The 16,513-nt window shown below is 72.6% G+C and carries 12 protein-coding genes; 6 read left to right on the forward strand and 6 right to left on the reverse strand.

Annotated features, from left to right (window positions below; all coding sequences use genetic code 11):
• Positions 1-6: 6 nt before the first annotated feature.
• The 4 genes from ACU436_RS13195 to ACU436_RS13210 all read right to left on the reverse strand — a co-directional run bounded on the left by ACU436_RS13195 (position 7) and on the right by ACU436_RS13210 (position 6,219).
• Positions 7-822: an SWIM zinc finger family protein gene (locus tag ACU436_RS13195; RefSeq protein ID WP_459024960.1), complete on the reverse strand. Its 816-nt coding sequence runs from the start codon at positions 820-822 to the stop codon at positions 7-9.
• Positions 815-3,919 (reverse strand): DEAD/DEAH box helicase, encoded by a 3,105-nt coding sequence (locus tag ACU436_RS13200; protein WP_459024962.1) that lies wholly within the window; start codon positions 3,917-3,919, stop codon positions 815-817. Before ACU436_RS13200 ends, ACU436_RS13195 begins: the two co-directional genes overlap by 8 nt.
• Positions 3,920-4,453: 534 nt before the next feature.
• Positions 4,454-5,449 (reverse strand): ABC transporter substrate-binding protein, encoded by a 996-nt coding sequence (locus ACU436_RS13205; protein WP_459024964.1) that lies wholly within the window; start codon positions 5,447-5,449, stop codon positions 4,454-4,456.
• Positions 5,446-6,219: a GntR family transcriptional regulator gene (locus tag ACU436_RS13210; protein ID WP_459024966.1), complete on the reverse strand. Its 774-nt coding sequence runs from the start codon at positions 6,217-6,219 to the stop codon at positions 5,446-5,448. Before ACU436_RS13210 ends, ACU436_RS13205 begins: the two co-directional genes overlap by 4 nt.
• A gap of 163 nt (positions 6,220-6,382) precedes the next feature.
• Between ACU436_RS13210 and ACU436_RS13215 the strand changes: the two genes are divergently transcribed.
• Positions 6,383-7,366, forward strand: coding sequence for a mannonate dehydratase (locus tag ACU436_RS13215; protein ID WP_459024967.1), 984 nt, complete (start codon positions 6,383-6,385; stop codon positions 7,364-7,366).
• 513 nt (positions 7,367-7,879) lie between these two features.
• Here ACU436_RS13215 and ACU436_RS13220 read toward each other — a convergent pair.
• Positions 7,880-8,608, reverse strand: a complete 729-nt coding sequence (locus ACU436_RS13220) for an MBL fold metallo-hydrolase (protein ID WP_459024969.1) — start codon at positions 8,606-8,608, stop codon at positions 7,880-7,882.
• 79 nt (positions 8,609-8,687) lie between these two features.
• On the opposite strand from ACU436_RS13220, the gene ACU436_RS13225 reads away from it, so the two are divergent.
• From ACU436_RS13225 to ACU436_RS13245, 5 genes are all read left to right on the forward strand, one after another.
• Positions 8,688-9,119 carry a TIGR03668 family PPOX class F420-dependent oxidoreductase gene (locus ACU436_RS13225; RefSeq protein ID WP_459024971.1) on the forward strand — a complete coding sequence of 144 codons (432 nt, stop codon included), beginning with the start codon at positions 8,688-8,690 and terminating at the stop codon, positions 9,117-9,119.
• 126 nt (positions 9,120-9,245) lie between these two features.
• On the forward strand, positions 9,246-10,574 hold the full coding sequence (locus ACU436_RS13230; RefSeq protein ID WP_459024973.1) for an ABC transporter substrate-binding protein: 1,329 nt from the start codon (positions 9,246-9,248) through the stop codon (positions 10,572-10,574).
• 25 nt (positions 10,575-10,599) lie between these two features.
• Entirely contained in the window at positions 10,600-11,526 is a 927-nt protein-coding gene (locus ACU436_RS13235) for a carbohydrate ABC transporter permease (protein ID WP_459024975.1), read from the forward strand.
• Positions 11,523-12,350 (forward strand): carbohydrate ABC transporter permease, encoded by an 828-nt coding sequence (locus ACU436_RS13240; protein ID WP_459024977.1) that lies wholly within the window; start codon positions 11,523-11,525, stop codon positions 12,348-12,350. Before ACU436_RS13235 ends, ACU436_RS13240 begins: the two co-directional genes overlap by 4 nt.
• A 14-nt stretch (positions 12,351-12,364) precedes the next feature.
• The gene (locus tag ACU436_RS13245) at positions 12,365-15,160 is read left to right on the forward strand and encodes a family 78 glycoside hydrolase catalytic domain (protein WP_459024979.1); all 2,796 of its coding nucleotides are present in this window, start codon (positions 12,365-12,367) and stop codon (positions 15,158-15,160) included.
• Here ACU436_RS13245 and ACU436_RS13250 read toward each other — a convergent pair.
• Entirely contained in the window at positions 15,138-16,373 is a 1,236-nt protein-coding gene (locus ACU436_RS13250; protein WP_459024981.1) for an MFS transporter, read from the reverse strand. The genes ACU436_RS13245 and ACU436_RS13250 overlap by 23 nt on opposite strands.
• Positions 16,374-16,513: the final 140 nt, after the last annotated feature.

Below are 16,513 nucleotides of genomic sequence, written 5' to 3' on the forward strand. Positions count from 1 at the left end.
TCCTTTCTAGAGCTCCGTGCCCAGCGCCCGGTAGGCCGGGCGCAACAGCTCGGCCAGCTGCTCGCCACGCACCTCGATCGGGAACGGCGGCACCTGGTCCAGCAACGCATCCGGCGGCGTGCGCGGCCCGGCGAGCTGCTCGGGCAGGTCGGCCGCCGCCCAGAACCGGTCCATGACCTCGGCGAGGTCCTCCCCGTGTGCGGCGGGTGGGGCCGCCGAGCGCCGGGCGCGCAGCTCGTCCAGCAGCGCCTCCCGGTGCCGGCCGCGCAACGCGAGGATCTGGAACGGGTCGGCGTCGAACCGCTCCGCGAGCACGTAGCAGACCGCGGCGAGGTGCTTGCACGGCACGGCGTGGTCGGGGCAGCTGCAGTCCATCGCCAGGTCGCGCTCGGTGGCCGGGAAGAGCGAGAGCCCCACCGCCTCGAACACCCGCTCGATGTCGCGGGGCATCTCCCCGTTGAGCAGCGCCGCCGCGTACGAGGCGTCGTCGGCCAGCGCCTGCGCCACCGCCGCCCACTCCGCCTTGCCGAACGCCGGCACGCCCACCCGCACCTGGTAGGGCTGCGGCCGCGAGCCCTGCACCCGGGCGGTGGCGCCGCCCACGTCGACGTCGAGGGAGACGATCTGGCCGGCGCGCGCGTAGCTGCGGCCCCGCGAGAGCCGCCCGCCCATCCCCAGCGACTCCAACACCGACAGGAACCGCTTCGACCACCACGTGCGCGCCACCGGACCGCGGGTGCTGTTGATCTGGATGCCGCCCTCGACCTTGCGCGGCCGGGCGGGCGCGGCGTCGCGCCACCAGAAGGGATCCGGGTCAGGCATCGGGGTCCTCCTGATCGGACTCCTCCTGCAGGGCTTCCCCGCCGAGCGTGAACAGCTCCCGCAGCGACTCGGTGGACAGCTCCGTGAGCCAGCCCTCGCCGTCGCCGACGACCATGGAGGAGAGTGCCTTCTTCTTGGTGATGAGCTCGTCGATGCGCTCCTCGACAGTGCCCGGGCACACGAACTTGCGGACCTGCACGTTGCGGCGCTGGCCGATGCGGAACGCGCGGTCGGTGGCCTGGTTCTCGACGGCCGGGTTCCACCAGCGGTCGAGGTGGACCACGTGGTTGGCGGCCGTGAGCGTGAGCCCGGTGCCGCCCGCCTTGAGCGAGAGCAGCATGATCGGCGGGCCGGCACCGGCCTGGAACCGCGTGACCATCTCGTCGCGCCGCTTCTTCGTGGTGCCACCGTGCAGGAACGCGACGTCGGTGTCGAAGCGGGCCGACAGGTGCGGGACGAGCATGTGGCCGAACTCGGTGAACTGGGTGAAGCACAGCACGCGGTCGCCCTCGTCCAGGATCTCGGCGAGGATCTCCTCGAGCCGGATGATCTTGCCGGAGCGCCGGCCGACGGGGGAGCCGTCGTGCAGCAGCTGCGCCGGGTGGTTGCAGACCTGCTTGAGCTTGGCCATCGCCGCGAGGACGTTGCCGCGGCGCTCGATGCCCTCGGAGTCCTCGATCTTCTCCAGCATGTCGTCGACGACGGTGCGGTAGAGCGACGCCTGCTCGCGGGTGAGGCGGTAGTGCTGCGTGACCTCGATCTTGTCGGGCAGGTCGTCGATGATGGTGGGGTCGGTCTTGACCCGGCGCAGCAGGTACGGGCGCGTGACGCGGCGCAGCAGCGCGGCCGCGTCCTTGCTGCCGTGGCGCTCCACCGGGATCGCGTAGCGCGTGCGGAAGGCGTCGGCGGTGCCGAGCAGGCCGGGGTTGAGCACGTCCATGATCGACCAGAGCTCGGAGAGCCGGTTCTCCACCGGGGTGCCGGTGAGCGCGACCCGGTGCTCGGCGTCGAACCGGCGCACGGCCCGCGCGTGTGTGGCCCGGCTGTTCTTCACCGCCTGCGCCTCGTCGAGCACGAGCCGGCGCCACGCGACCCGTGCCAGGTCGTCGCCGTCGCGGGCGGCCGTGGCGTAGGTGGTGACCACGAGGTCGGCGTCGGCCACGGCGGCGAGCAGCTCCTCGCCGTGGGCGCGGCCGGCGCCGTGGTGGGCGAGTACGCGCAGATCGGGGGTGAACCGGGCCGCCTCGCGCTGCCAGGTGCCGACCAGCGACATCGGGCAGACCAGCAGGGTGGGGCCCTGAGCCTCCCGCGCCCGCTCGTGGGCCTCGAGGGCGAGCATCTGCACGGTCTTGCCCAGCCCCATGTCGTCGGCGAGGCAGGCGCCGAGGCCGAGCGCGGAAAGGAACGCGAGCCAGGACAGGCCGCGCTGCTGGTAGGGCCGCAGCTGGGCGTGGAAACCCGGCGGCGGTTCGACGGCTGTGATCGTGCGCTCCGCGGTGCCGGCGAGGAGCTCGCCGATCCAGCCGTCGACCCGGACGTCGGTGAGCGGGAGCGGGAGCTCGTCCTCGGGCCAGTCGTCGGGGTGGCGCTGGGCGAGCGCGAGCACCTCCGCGGCGGTCGGCGCGGCGGAATCGGCGCGACGCCGCGCGCGGCGCAGGAACTCAAGGCCCTTGCGCAGCCGCTCCGCATCGACGCTCACCCACCGGCCGCGCAGCCGCACCAGCGGCGCCTTCGTGGCGACGAGATCGCTGATCTCCTCCTCGGAGAGCTCCTCGTCGCCCACCGCGATCGACCAGCGGAACTCCGCCAGCTGCTCGCGGCCCAGGCCGCTGCGGGTGAGCACGCGGTCGGCCGGGGTGCTGCGGGCGGACAGGGTGAGCCCGACGCGGCGCGCGCCGTCCCACCCGCGGGGCAGCTGCACCCCGAACCCGGCCTCGACGAGCAGCGCGGCCCGGGAGGTGAGGAACTCGTGGGCGTCGTCGACGGTGAGGTCGAGGTGGTCGGGCCGGGCCTGGCGCAGTGCCCGGGCGAGCGCCGGGTACACCAGCGCCGCCCGGCCCAGCTCGGCGAGCATCAGCTCCTGGGGTTCGGCGAGCAGCCGCGCAGCGGCACCGGCCCAGACCTGCTCGCCCGGTACGAGCAGGCTCGGGTCGGCGGTGGACTGCAGCAGGAACTCCAGCACCCAGCGGGTGCCGTCGCCGGTCTGGTCGAGCGTGTCGGGCCCGGGATCGGACGGGTCGTGCAGCGTGGTGATCTCCGAGAGCCGGAAGGAGGCCCGGCCCTCGCCGGTGGTGTCGGCGCCGACGGCGTCCCACCCGGCCACGGCGTCCTGGAGGGTGGAGACCTCCGTGGCCGCGACCGACTCGTCGATCCGGCCGTCGGCGGTGAGCAGGGCGGCGAGCCACGCGTCCGTGGCCGGCAGCGGCCCCGGCCGCGGCGGCAGCAGCGTGACCGGTTCGGGAGCGCGGGCCAACCGGTCGCGCACCGCGGCGTCGGTGAGGGCCTCGAGCGCGTCGGCGAGCAGGTCGTGCGGATCGGGCCCGGCGTCCGGTGCGACCGCTTCCGCTCGCCCGATCGGCGGCAGCGCACCCACCAGCGCGTCGAACGCGACGGCGTCGAGCCCCTGCACGACCGGGCGCCACCGGGCGAACGCCCGGCCGCCGGAACGGCGCAGGGTGGGCAGCACCCGGCCGCGGGCGGCGAGGTCGGCCGCGAGCGCCGCCACCGCGCGGAGGTGCTCCACCGAGCTGCCGTAGCGCGCCTCGTCGGCCGGGTCCTCCAGCTCCGCGGCATCGACGGCGAGCGCGGGCACCGTCCACGCGCGCAACGTGGGACCGCCCCGCGGCGCCCCGGCCCGGCCCCCGCTGCGCACCAGCTCCGGCGAGGCGAGCGGCCCGCCCGGGCGCGAGGGCAGCAGGAGCGTGGCGGCGGCCGGCTTGCCCGGGTGCAGGGCCGCGAGCGCGGACACCGGCGCCGCGAACGGGTGCGGCCGCGCGGGGCGCAGCGAGCGGCTCGACGAGCCGGTGGGCCGGTCGCCGTCCTCGGCCCAGAGCAGCACCCCGCGGCCCGGGGACCAGAGGGCGTGGACGGCGAGCACGGGATCAGGTTACGGAGCGGCCCCGACAACCGGTGGTGTCGGGCTCGAGAGCCCGGTGATCAAGGGCAGATGGTCGCTGCGAGCTCCGCGATCCGCCGGTGCCGCTCTCCCCAGGGCTGTCGTCAGCGTTGTTCCTGCGTTCGCCGGGCGATCTCGACCACCACGCAAGGCCAGCGGACGCCCCGGTGGCCGCATCCGATACAACGGCTCTTGGCGTCCGGGCGGTGGATCGCGAGGGCGCGACGCGCGGCGCCCGGCTGTGCCGCCATGAACCGCGCTGCGGCAGTGATGCAGTCGACGGGCTCCAACGGGGTTCCGCCGTCATGATCAGTGACCACGGCTCATCGCCACCAGCCGCGGGACCGCCGGTATGCGACGTACTCGCGGAAGGTGACCTGTTCCAGTCTGGCGGCGAGCCGTCGTCGTCGACGCTCGCTAATGATCTTCCCCAGCTGTCCCGGTAGCGGCGCAACGACATGTTCAACCCCTCGTCCTGGATGGGAAGAGGGTAGCGAACTTGGTAATACAAGTCCATCACGCGGCTGCCAGCTGACCCTGTCGCCAGCGCACCATCGCCATTCGATGTGCGGTCTGGACGCCCGCGCCGTCCACTGCGAACGCCCCGAACATCGTCGTCGTCCGGAGGCCGGCAGCAGCTCGCAGGAGATCATCTGCCGCTGTTCCGCCAGCAAGACCGGCGCAATGCACGGCGAGGGCTGCCGCTGCCACCGCCTGGACGGCGGGATAGTCGGGCAGAGTGCCGGTCCGGCGGCGGTACGCACCGAGGAACGCTGCCTCGGACGGCCCGATCGCCACGTCGCATCCCGTGCCCGGAAACCACTGGGCGACACCGAGCACGCCGTCGCTGTCGCCCACGGCATCGTGGAACTCGCGTACCCCAGCGGCCACCGTCCCGATGGTGCGTGGTGGTCGGGGTGCGGTCCGGGTTGCTGCCACGAGGGCGGTGTCCTCCTCGAAGGTCCCCGCGCAGAAGAGATCCCACGGCCTGTCGTCCGCGGGCAGGCTGTCGTGACCTGCGCGCACCGTCTCGACGCCGATCTGCGCCGCAGTCCGTTCGGCGCCGGCCACGACCTGGGTCGCGAAACGCCCGCGACCCTCGACGAGGACGAGCCGAGGATGATCGACTGTTTCGGCGAGGTGGCGGACGAACGGGGCGGCATACTCACTGGTCGGCGTCAGGATGGACACGACCCGACCGGGGGCGGCGTGCTGCACGTCGTCGCCCGATCCTCCGTGGTTCCAGATCAATCGGTCGCGCTCCACGGCCGTCTGCGCGGCCGCCCGCATCAGCAACGTCGAGTAGGGCCCGAGCAGTAGGTCGCACCGTGGAGAGAGCGCATCCAACTGCCGCCGCACCGTGGCAACGTCTCCCCGATCGTCCTCGACGATGACGTCTGTGCCGGGGGCCAGCTCGCGCCAGCACTCGAGGGCGTGGGCCGCCTGCACGCCGAACCGTGCGAACCGTCCGGACAAGGAAAGGACGGCTCCGAGTCGAAGAGCGCCGGTCACAGGTCGACCTCGTATCGAAAGGTGTGCCGATCGGCTGTTGCGACGGAAACCTGAACCTCCACCGCGTCACCTGAAACGTCGTACATCGTCCTGTGCACCTGGACTACCGGCACCCCGGGTGGGATCCGCAGCAGCTCGACCTCCTCCGGTGTCGGCATCCGGCTGACCAGCTCGTCGACGGAACGTGCCAGCCGACGCCGGATGGGACCGTCGGGGTCCTCGACGATGCGGGCGGTGCCACCGGGGACGAGTGACTCCTCCGCGATCCGTGTGCCGCGCACCAGGGTTGCAGGAAAGTAGCTGTCGACACGCGCGACCGGCTCGCCCTCGATCAGGAACAACCGCCTCCTCAGCACGAGCGGTGTTTCCGGTGCAGCTCCCAGGAGTGCCACGATCTCGGCCGGTCCGGTCGCCTCCGTCACTCCGAGGAGACGCTGCTCAGGGTGTAGGCCTTGTTCCCTCGCCTGGGCGTTGAAACCGGCCAGTCCGGCAGAGCGGTGTCTCCGGAAGTTCGTGCCGGTCACGGTCAGGCGCACGCTCGGACGTGGGCGCACGAACGTTCCGCGTCCCTGCTCGGTGACCACGAGGCCCTCGGCCTTCAGAACGGCGATGGCGCGGCGCACGGTAGGTCTGCTCGCCCCGAACCGCTCTGCGAGCGTCCACTCCGATCCGAGTTGGTCGCCGGGCGGCAGCTCGCCGCTGACAATCGCGTCACGCAGGTCCGCGACGATGCGGTGGTACGGAAATCCTGCGCTCGACGATTCCGCCATGGACCGACCCTACGGCCGCGATGCCGCACCAACCCGGACCCGCCGCCGAGAGGTTCGTTTCCGTGATCGAGCTGTGGATGTGCCGTCTCACGGACGGTACGGTCGACGGAGGTTCACTCCAGCGGGATTACGTTCTGCGTAGCGGAACAGGAATGGGTGGTCGATGAGGATCGCGGAGATGCTGCCGGCCGATCGAGCGGACGGCAGCCTCTGGCCGCTGATGCGCCAGGCGGGCGTGACCGACGCGGTGGGCACGCTTCCCGGCGACCCCCGGCCGCAGCCGGGGCACGACGCACCGTGGGACTACCTGCCCATGGTCCGCACGAAGGACCTCTACGAGCGCAACGGCTTCGACCTCGGCGTGATCGAGTGGCGCCCGCCGTTCAACCTCGCCAAGCGCGGCCTCCCCGGACGCGACGAGGAGATCGAGACCGTCTGCACGATGCTGCGCAACATGGGCAGGCTCGGCATCCCGGTCTGGTGCTACGAGTGGATGACCGACCGCAACTGGGTGCGCACCAGCACCTCCGTCCCGGCGCGCGGCGGCTCCACCGTCACCGGGTTCGACCGGGCGGTCTTCGAGGCCGGGCCGCCGCCCCCGCTCGGCACGATCTCGGAGGAGCAGCTCTGGGAGAACCTGGAGTACTTCCTCGCGCGGGTGCTCCCCGTCGCCGAGGAGGCGGGCGTGCGGCTCGCCATGCACCCCGACGACCCGCCGATCTCACCGCTCGGCGGCATCGGGCGGATCATGTCGAGCGTCGACGGCTTCCGGCGGCTGCTCGAGGTCTCCGACAGCCCGATGAACGGCGTCACGTTCTGCCAGGGCAACTTCCGGCTCATGACCGACGACCTGCCCACCACGATCCGTGACCTCGGGGACGGCGGGAAGATCTTCTTCGTGCACTTCCGGGACGTGGAGGGCACGGTCGACAGCTACGTCGAGACCTGGCACGACGCCGGGCCCACCGACATGGGCGCCTGCATCGACGCCTACCGCGGCATCGGGTTCGACGGCCTGATGCGCTCCGACCACGTGCCCACCCTGCACGGCGAGGTGGGCACGCAGGCCGGGTACGGGGTGCTCGGCCGGCTGTACGCCGTCGGCTACATCCGCGGCCTGCTCGAGGGCAGGGCCGGGCGCCCCTAGCCGGGCCGGGCGGCCCCGGGATTGCAGCAAAGCCACTTTCACGCAGCGAGGTTGCGTGGAAGTGGCTTGGCTGCAACGGGGCTCAGCGCGATCGGAGATCGCGGCCAGTCGATCTCCGATCGCGAGCACCTCCCCTTGGTTTCCGTGGCCGGGACCCCAGGACCGATGATCCGAGCGCCATGATCGGTACGATCGGGACATAAGCCGCATGGGTGCAGTTCATGTCCCGATCCTGCTGATCAAGGCGATCGCGGCGGCCATCTCCGAGTGCCGACGCGCGGGACCTGTCTGCTGGTCATGCCCGAGGCCTGATGGTCGTGATCAGCAGGTTGGTGCAGGGGCGGCCGGATGTGGCCGTTGGTGCACCGACCCGATGATCATGCATCTCGGGCCACCCCCGGAGGGTGCCCCTGGCCGGGCCGGGCCGCGGCCCCGGGATTGCAGCAAAGCCACTTCCACGCAGCCAGGTTGCGTGGAAGTGGCTTTGCTGCAACGGGCTCGGCCGGCGCGTGGCTACTCCGGCGTGTCCGGCCGGACCGTCCTGGCGAGGAACCGGCGCACGGCCTCGCGCGCGCCGTCGACGATGTCCGGGCCGTGGGTGAACCCCACTCGGTCGTACTCCAGCTCGCCCAGGACGTGCGCGGTGCGCCTGGTCATCCGGAAGTCGGTGCACAGCATCCGGGGCGGGTAGCGGAGGCCGAGCACGTTGAAGATCGCGTCGCCGGTGATCAGCGTGCGGGTGGGCTCGTGCAGGAGGGAGATGTGCCCGGGGGAGTGGCCGGGCGTCGCGACCACCCGCAGCCCTCCGGCGGCGTCGAGCAGCCGGCCGTCCACGAGCTTCTCGCCCACCGGCACCGGTGGGAAGCGGCCGTTCTGCAGCCGGGCGAAGATCCGGCCGACCGGGTACGTGCGATCGCTGGGCGGGCTGGTGCCGGCCTCGGCGAACCCGGCGTCGTCGGCGTGCACGGCGACCGGGGCGTCGGTGCGGGCGGCCATCTCCCGCGCGCCGCCCGCGTGGTCGGGGTGGGCGTGGGTCAGCACGATCCGCTGCACGTCGGAGGGGTGTTTCCCGAGCGCGGCCAGCCCGGCGACGATCCGGGCCGGCGCGCGGTCGAGGCCGGCGTCGACGAGCGTGACGGCACCGTCGTCGCCGACGAGCGCGAACGAGTTGACGGCCCACGACCCGACGGTGGGGATGCGGAAGACGCCCGGTGCGACGGCCACGGCGGCGGGAGGAGCCATGCACGCGCAGCGTAGCCCTGATCGTCTGGCAGGGGCCTCAGCGATCGCGCCGGGCGGATCCGCGCACCACACTGCGCGGGTGCCCGCGCTCGATCCCGTGACGATGCGGTCCCGGTTCGCCGCCGCCCCGGTGGCCCGGCTGGCCACCCTGCGCCCCGACGGCACCCCGCGGTTGGTGCCGGTCACCTTCGTGCTGCTCGACGGGCTCGTCTGCTCGGCCGTGGACGAGGTCAAGCCCAAGACCACCACCCGGCTGGCGCGCCTGGCCGACGTCGGGCGCGACCCGCGGGTGGGCGTCGTCGTGGACCACTACGCGGACGACTGGTCGGCGCTGTGGTGGGTGCGTGTCGACGGCACCGCGGCGGTGCACGAGTACGGCGGGCTGCGCGAGCGGGCGCTCGCCGCGCTGGCCGCCAAGTACCCGCCGTACGCGGCGGCGCCGCCGGCGGGTGCGCTCCTGGTGGTCACACCGTCGCGGTGGGCCGGTTGGGCCGCCGCCGACCAGCGGTGAAACCTTTCACTACTGATCGTTTCTCGTGGCCGCGCGTGAGGTTCGACTTGACGCAAGTCACATGCGCCAATAGGGTCGCCGCAGCGTCTGAAACGTTTTAATTCCCGTCCCGACAAAGAGGTCCTGATGAGGAAGCAGACATCACCGCGCCGTCACCTGCGGATGATCGCGCTCGCGGCCGGCGCCGTGCTGGCCCTCGCCGGCTGCAGCGCCGGCAGCCTCGGCTCCAGCAGCGGTGGGGACGGGGTCTCGCTGACCTTCCTCGTCGGCAGCAACCAGAGCACGGTGAACGCCGCCGAGAGCGTCGCCGAGGCGTTCATGGCGCAGAACCCCGGCATCACCGTCGACGTCGAGACCCGGCCCAGCGGGTCCGAGGGCGACAACATCGTCAAGACCCGGCTCGCGACCGGCGACATGGCCGACGTGTTCGTCTACAACTCCGGGTCGCTGTTCCAGGCCATCGGCCCCGAGCAGAACCTCGCGCCGCTGACCGACCAGCCCTGGGTCGGCTCGCTCGAGGAGAACTTCAAGCGGGTCGTCAGCGCGGGCGACCAGGTCTACGGCGCCCCGTTCGGGCCCCAGCTGACCGGCGCGATCCTCTACAACAAGAAGATCTACGCCGACCTGGGCCTGCAGATCCCGCGCACGTGGGACGCGTTCATGGCGAACAACGACGCGATCAAGGCGGCCGGCACCGTCCCGGTCATCCAGACCTACGGCGAGACCTACACCTCCCAGCTGTTCGTCCTCGGCGACTTCCACAACGTGGCCGCGGCCGAGCCGGACTTCGCCGAGCGCTACACCGCGGGCCAGGCGAAGTACGCCACGTCCCCCGCCGCGCTCAAGGGCTGGGAGCACCTGCAGCAGCTGCACGACCTCGGCTACTACAACGAGGACTTCCCCACCGCCAAGATGGAGGAGGGCATGCGGAAGCTCGGCGAGGGCGAGGGCGCGCACTACCCGATGCTCACCAACGGCATCCCCACCCTCACCATCGCCTCGCCCGAGGGCGCCAAGGACGTCGGCATCTTCCCGATCCCGGGCGACGACCCCGCGAAGAACGGGCTGACCGTCTGGTCGCCCAACGGCGTCTACATCCCGAAGACCACCGAGGGGGCGAAGCTGGACGCCGCGAAGAAGCTCGAGGCGTTCATCGCGAGCCCCGCGGGGTGCGACGCGCAGTCCGAGGGGGCCACGCCCACCGGGCCGTACGCGGTGGACGGGTGCACGCTGCCCGCCGACGTCCTCCCGGCCACCACCGACTTCCAGACCTACATCGACGCCGGGACCTACAGCCCCGCGCTCGAGTTCCTGTCGCCGATCAAGGGCCCGGCCCTGGAGCAGATCACCGTCGAGGTCGGCTCCGGCATCCGCTCGGCCGCCGACGGCGCCGCCCTGTACGACCAGGACGTCCGCAAGCAGGCCCAGCAGCTCGGGCTGCCGGGGTGGGACTAGCGGCGACCATCCGGAGAGCGACCAGATGGCCATCACCACCACGAGGAGCAGCGCCGCCCCCGCCGGGGCGGCGCCGCCCGCGTCCACCGGGCGGCGGCCGCGCAGCCAGTACCCGACGTGGTTCTACGTGCCCGCCGCGATCATCTACACGATCTTCTTCCTGGTCCCGACGTTCGCCTCGTTCTGGTTCAGCCTCACGCGCTGGAGCCTGTTCGAGTTCGAGTTCATCGGGATGGACAACTTCGTCCAGTTCTTCCGGGAACCGGCGCTGGTCACCGGCCTGGTCAACACGGTCGTCTACGGGGTCGTGACGTCGGGGCTCAAGGTCGTGCTCGGGCTGCTGCTCGGCGTGCTGCTGACCTCCCAGATCATCGCGCGGGGATTCCTGCGGTCGGTGGTGTTCTTCCCGGTGCTGGTCAGCACGATCGGCGTCGGGATCACGTTCCAGGCCCTCATGGACCCCTTCGGCGGCCCGATCAACGAGGCGCTCGCCGCCGTCGGGATCGCGGGGCCGGGCTGGCTCACCGACCCGTCGATCGCGCTGCTGTCGGTGGCGCTGGTCGACGTGTGGAAGGGCGTCGGGCTCGCGACCGTCATCTACATCGCGGGCATCGTCTCGATCCCGCAGGAGTACTTCGAGGCGGCGCGGGTGGACGGCGCCGGGCCGATGGCGCAGTTCCGGCACGTGTTGCTCCCGCTCGCGCGCCCCGCGACCGTCACCGTGATCATCCTGTCCCTGATCGGCGGCCTGCGGTCGTTCGACCTCATCTGGGCGATGACGCGGGGCGGGCCCGGTTTCACCTCCGACGTGATCGCCTCGGTGATCTACAAGCAGTACCAGGCCGGGTTCTACGGCCTGTCCACCGCCGGGAACGTCCTGCTGTTCGTCCTGGTCACCGCGATCGTCCTGCCGCTCTCGCGGTTCCTCTCCCGCAAGGAGGTGCAGATGTGAGGACCGCGACCCGCTACTGGCTCGGCACGGCGGCGATCCTCGCGTTCGCCTTCCTGTTCGTCGTCCCGTTCGCGTTCGTCCTCGTCACCGCGATGAAGACGCAGCAGGAGGCGGGCCTGCTGGAGTTCACCTGGCCCACCGAGATCGCGCTGCTGGACAACCTGCGGGAGGCCATCGAGGCGCGCGACTACATCCTCATCATCGCGTTCATCAACAGCACGATCCTCACGGTCTCCAGCGTGGCGATCATGGTGATCATCGCGGCGATGGTCGGGTTCGTCCTGCAGCGCCGCCCCACCCGCTGGACCGGGTTCGTCAACTTCCTCGTGCTCTCCGGGCTGATCATCCCGCCCGCCGTGGTACCGACGATCTGGGTGCTGCAGGGGCTGGGCCTGTTCCGGACCATGCCGGGGCTGATCCTCGTCGAGGTCGCCTACGGGATGTCGTTCTCGATCCTGCTGTTCCGGGCCTTCATCTCCACGGTGCCGCGCGAGCTGGACGAGGCCGCGACCATCGACGGCGCGGGCCCGCTGCGCCTGTTCTTCCGCGTGATCTTCCCGCTGCTGCGCCCGGTGGCCGTCACCGTGATCGTCGTGCAGTCGGTGGTGGTCTTCAACGACTTCACGCACCCGCTGTACTTCCTGCCCGGCGAGCAGAACGCCACCGTGCAGCTCACGCTCTACAACTTCCAGAGCCAGTACGAGACGCAGTACAACCTGCTGTTCATGAACATCCTCCTCATCACCATTCCCCCGCTGGTGATGTTCCTGTTCTTCAACCGCCAGATCGTGGCCGGCATGACCGCCGGTGCCATCAAGGGCTAGTAGAGGGAGAATCCGTGCCGTCCGTCGTCCGTGTCACCGCCGAGTACGCCACCGATCGGACCACCGTCGCCACCGCCCGCCCCCGCCTGTCCTGGGTGACCGAGTCCGACGCGCCCGGATGGCTCCAGGCCGGCGCCGAGATCGACCTGGACGGCGGCGCCACCGTGCGGCTCGACGGGCGCGACTCGGTGCTGGTCGAGTGGCCCTTCGCCCCTCTCGGGGCCGGCGGTGCGCACACCGTGCGGGTCCGGGTCACGGGTGCCGACGGCGCGACGTCGGAGTGGAGCGAGCCACACGAGATCGTGGCCGGGTTCCTGCCCGACGGCGGCTGGGTGGCGGAGCTGGTCGGTCTCGACGAGCCGGCGGGGCACGCGCAGCCCGCGCTCCTGAGGACCGGTTTCACCGTCGACGGCCCGGTGCGCCGTGCCACCCTCCACGCCACGGCGCACGGCGTCTACCAGGTCGAGGTCAACGGCCGCGAGGTGGACGACGAGGTGCTCAAACCCGGCTGGACACCGTACGAGCAGCGGTTGCTGCACGAGACCACCGACGTCACGGCGCTGCTCGCCGACGGCGCGAACGCGGTGGGTGTGTGGCTCTCGGGCGGGTGGTACACGGAGCGGTTCGGCTTCCGGAACGCGGAGCTGCACTACGGGCCGCAGCCGGCGGTGGCCGTCCAGCTCGTGATCGAGTACGCCGACGGGCGGACCGCCACCGTGGCGAGCGGCCCGGACTGGCGCGCCACGGCCGAGGGCCCGCTCACCGCGGGCGGCATCTACGGGGGGGAGTCGTTCGACGCCCGGCGCGCGCTGCCCGGCTGGTCCGCGCCCGGGTTCGACGACTCCGGGTGGGCGCCGGTGCGGGTGGACGAGACGGGCGTCGTGCCCGAGGCCCGCAACTCGCCGGCGGCCCGGCGCACCGAGGAGGTGGCGGTCCGGGAGGTGCTGACGACCCCGAGCGGGGCCACCGTCCTCGACTTCGGGCAGAACGTCGTCGGGTGGCTGCGGATCACGGTGACCGGCGAGCGCGGCCAGGAGGTGGTGCTGCGCCACGCCGAGGTCCTCGAGCACGGGGAGCTGTGCACCCGGCCGCTGCGCCGGGCCGAGGCCACCGACCGCTACACCCTCGCCGGCGGCGGCCCGGAGACCTGGGAGCCGCGCTCGACGTTCCACGGGTTCCGCTACGTGCAGGTCGAGGGCTGGCCGGGCGACCTCGACCCGGCGGACGTCGTCGCGGTCGTCGTGCACACCGACATGCGCCGGACCGGGTGGTTCGAGTGCTCGTCCGACCTGGTCAACCGGTTGCACGACAACGTGGTGTGGGGGATGCGGGGCAACTTCCTGCACGTCCCCACCGACTGCCCGCAGCGCGACGAGCGGCTCGGCTGGACCGGCGACATCCAGGTCTTCTCGCCCACCGCCACGTACCTGTTCGACTGCGACGGATTCCTCACCTCATGGCTCACCGACCTCGCGCTGGAGCAGCGGCGCCACGGCGGGGTGGTGCCGTTCATCGTCCCGAACGTCCTCGAGCGGGCCGCCACGCCGGCCGCGGCGTGGGGTGACGCCGCCACCGTGATCCCGCACGTGCTGTACGAGCGTTTCGGCGACCGCGGTGTACTGGCCGCCCAGTACGACAGCATGCACGACTGGGTGGAGGTGCTGCTCGCGCTGGCGGGTCCCCGGCTGCTGTGGGAGGGCCGGTTCCAGTTCGGGGACTGGCTCGACCCGGCGGCCCCGCCGGACCGCCCCGGTGACGCCACCACCGACCGCGACCTCGTGGCGAGCGCGCACCTTCACCGCTCCACCGACCTGCTCGCCCGGGCCGCCGGCCTGCTGGGCCGCGACGACGACGCCGCGCACTACCGGAAGCTGGCCGAGGACGTGCGGGCCGCGTTCGTCCGCGAGTACGTCACCCCGGCCGGGCGGATGATGTCCGACACCCAGACCGCCTACGCGATGGCGCTGGTGTTCGGCATCGTCACCGAGCCGGGGGAGCGCCGCGTGCTGGGTGAGCGCCTCGCCGAGCTCGTGCGGGTGGCCGGCTACCGCGTGGCCACGGGGTTCGTCGGCACCCCGATCGTGCAGGACGCGCTCACCGGCAGCGGCCACCTGGACGCCGCCGCCCGGATGCTGCTGCAGACGCAGTGCCCGTCCTGGCTCTACCCGGTGACGATGGGCGCCACCACGGTCTGGGAGCGCTGGGACAGCATGCTCCCGGACGGCACCGTGAACCCCGGCCAGATGACCTCGTTCAACCACTACGCCTTCGGGGCCATCGCCGACTGGCTGCACCGTGTGGTCGCCGGCCTCGCGCCGGCCGCGCCCGGCTACCGCGAGCTCGACGTCGCCCCGCACCCGCTGCCCGGCCTGGACCGGGCGCGCACCGCGCACGAGACGCCGTACGGGCGCGCGTCCGTGGGCTGGGAGCGGCAGGGGGACACGATCGTCGTCGACGTCGTGGTGCCCGCCAACACCACCGCCACGGTGCGGCTGCCCGGCGGCGCCGAGCCGGTCGTCGTCGGCTCGGGCACCCACAGCTGGGAGGTGCCGAACCCGGCGCCGGGCAACGGCCGCGGGCCCGTCACGCTGGAGACGCCGCTCGCCGACGTGATCGACGACCGGGCGGCGTACGACGCGCTCCTCGGGGCCGTCCGCGGGCGGGACGAGGCGAAGGTGCAGGAGCTCCTCGACCAGACCCGGTGGCTGCCGCACATGTCGCTGGTCGATGCGCTCGGCCGCATGCCGGCGGAGATCCGCGAGGACGTGCGCACCGCGCTGGAGACGGTCAGCCGGGGCCGGGCCGGGTAGCCCACCGGCCGCCGGTGCTGCCGCCGGCCACGGCGAGCACCACGACCGCGGCGAGCACCACCATGAGCGGTGCCGTCCAGCCGCCGGTGGCGGCGTGGACGGCGCCCAGCACCGGCGGCGCGGCCCCGGCCACCGTGTACCCGCCGCCCTGCACGAGCGCGGAGAAGTGCCGGCTCTCCGCGGCGTCGCGGGCCACCCGCACGATCAACGAGAAGATCGCGACCAGCCCGCCGGCCTGGGCGAACCCGCCGACGACGCACCAGACCGTCCACAGCTGCGGCGCGAGGACGAAGCCGAGCGGGACGGCCGTCCACGCCGCGCACACGACGAGGACGGTGGTGAAGGGCCCGGTGCAGCGCAGCAGCACCGGCACGCCGAACGCCCCGGTGAGCGCGGCGATCTGGAAGACCGACGCCGCAGCGCCCGCGGTGGCGGCGGGCATCCCGAGCTCGTCCCGCAGGATCTGGGGGAGCCAGGCCGTCATGCCGTAGTAGGCGAAGGCCTGCCCGGCGAACGCCGTGGTCAGCACCCACGCGATCGGGCGGCGCCACCAGGCCGGGTGGTCCGGCGCGTCCGGCGCGTCCGGCGTGTCCGGGGCGGGCGCGGGTGCCGGTTCCGGTTCGGGGTGCCGGGTCGCCCACCACCAGACGGCGGCGGAGCCGACGACCAGCACCCCCCAGCTCGCCAGCGCGAAGCGCCAGCCGGTGGCGGCCGCGATCGGCACGGTCAGCGACAGCGTGAGCATCGACCCGACGTTGAGCGCCGCGGTGTACGCCCCGAGGACCGCGCCCGCGTGCCGGGGCAGGTCCCGCCCGATGACCACCGGGATCGCCACGTTGCCGGCCGTGATCGCCAGGCCGAGCAGCACCGTGCCGGCGATCGCGGCCGGCAGGCCGTCGAGGGAGCGGACCACGATCCCGACGAGCAGGACGCCCAGGGAGACGAGCACGCCCCGGGCGAGCCCCAGCCGGGCGAGCAGCGCCGAGGCCAGCGGGGTGGCGAGCCCGAAGCAGAGGACCGGGAGGCTCGTGAGGAGCCCGGCGGTGGCGGCGTCGATCCCGAGGTCGGCGCGGATCGGGTCGACCACCGCGGAGACGGCCACGAGCGGCCCGCGCAGGTTGAGCGCCAGGAGCAGGATCGCGGTGATCAGGAGCGCCGCCGGCACCGCGGGGGAGTCGGACGCGGGGAGGGAGCGGGGGCGGGCGGCGGTCACGTGGCTCCATGCTCCTGCCCGCGGCCTGCGGAGTCACGCGGAGGTGAGAGGACAGACAGGCGCGCGCCCCGGGTGCGCCCGGGCAGCCACACACCAAGATTGGTGCTCACACATGAACTGCAGTTGGTGTGCGAGCGCGC

The organism is Pseudonocardia wallangbongensis, from assembly GCF_054486945.1.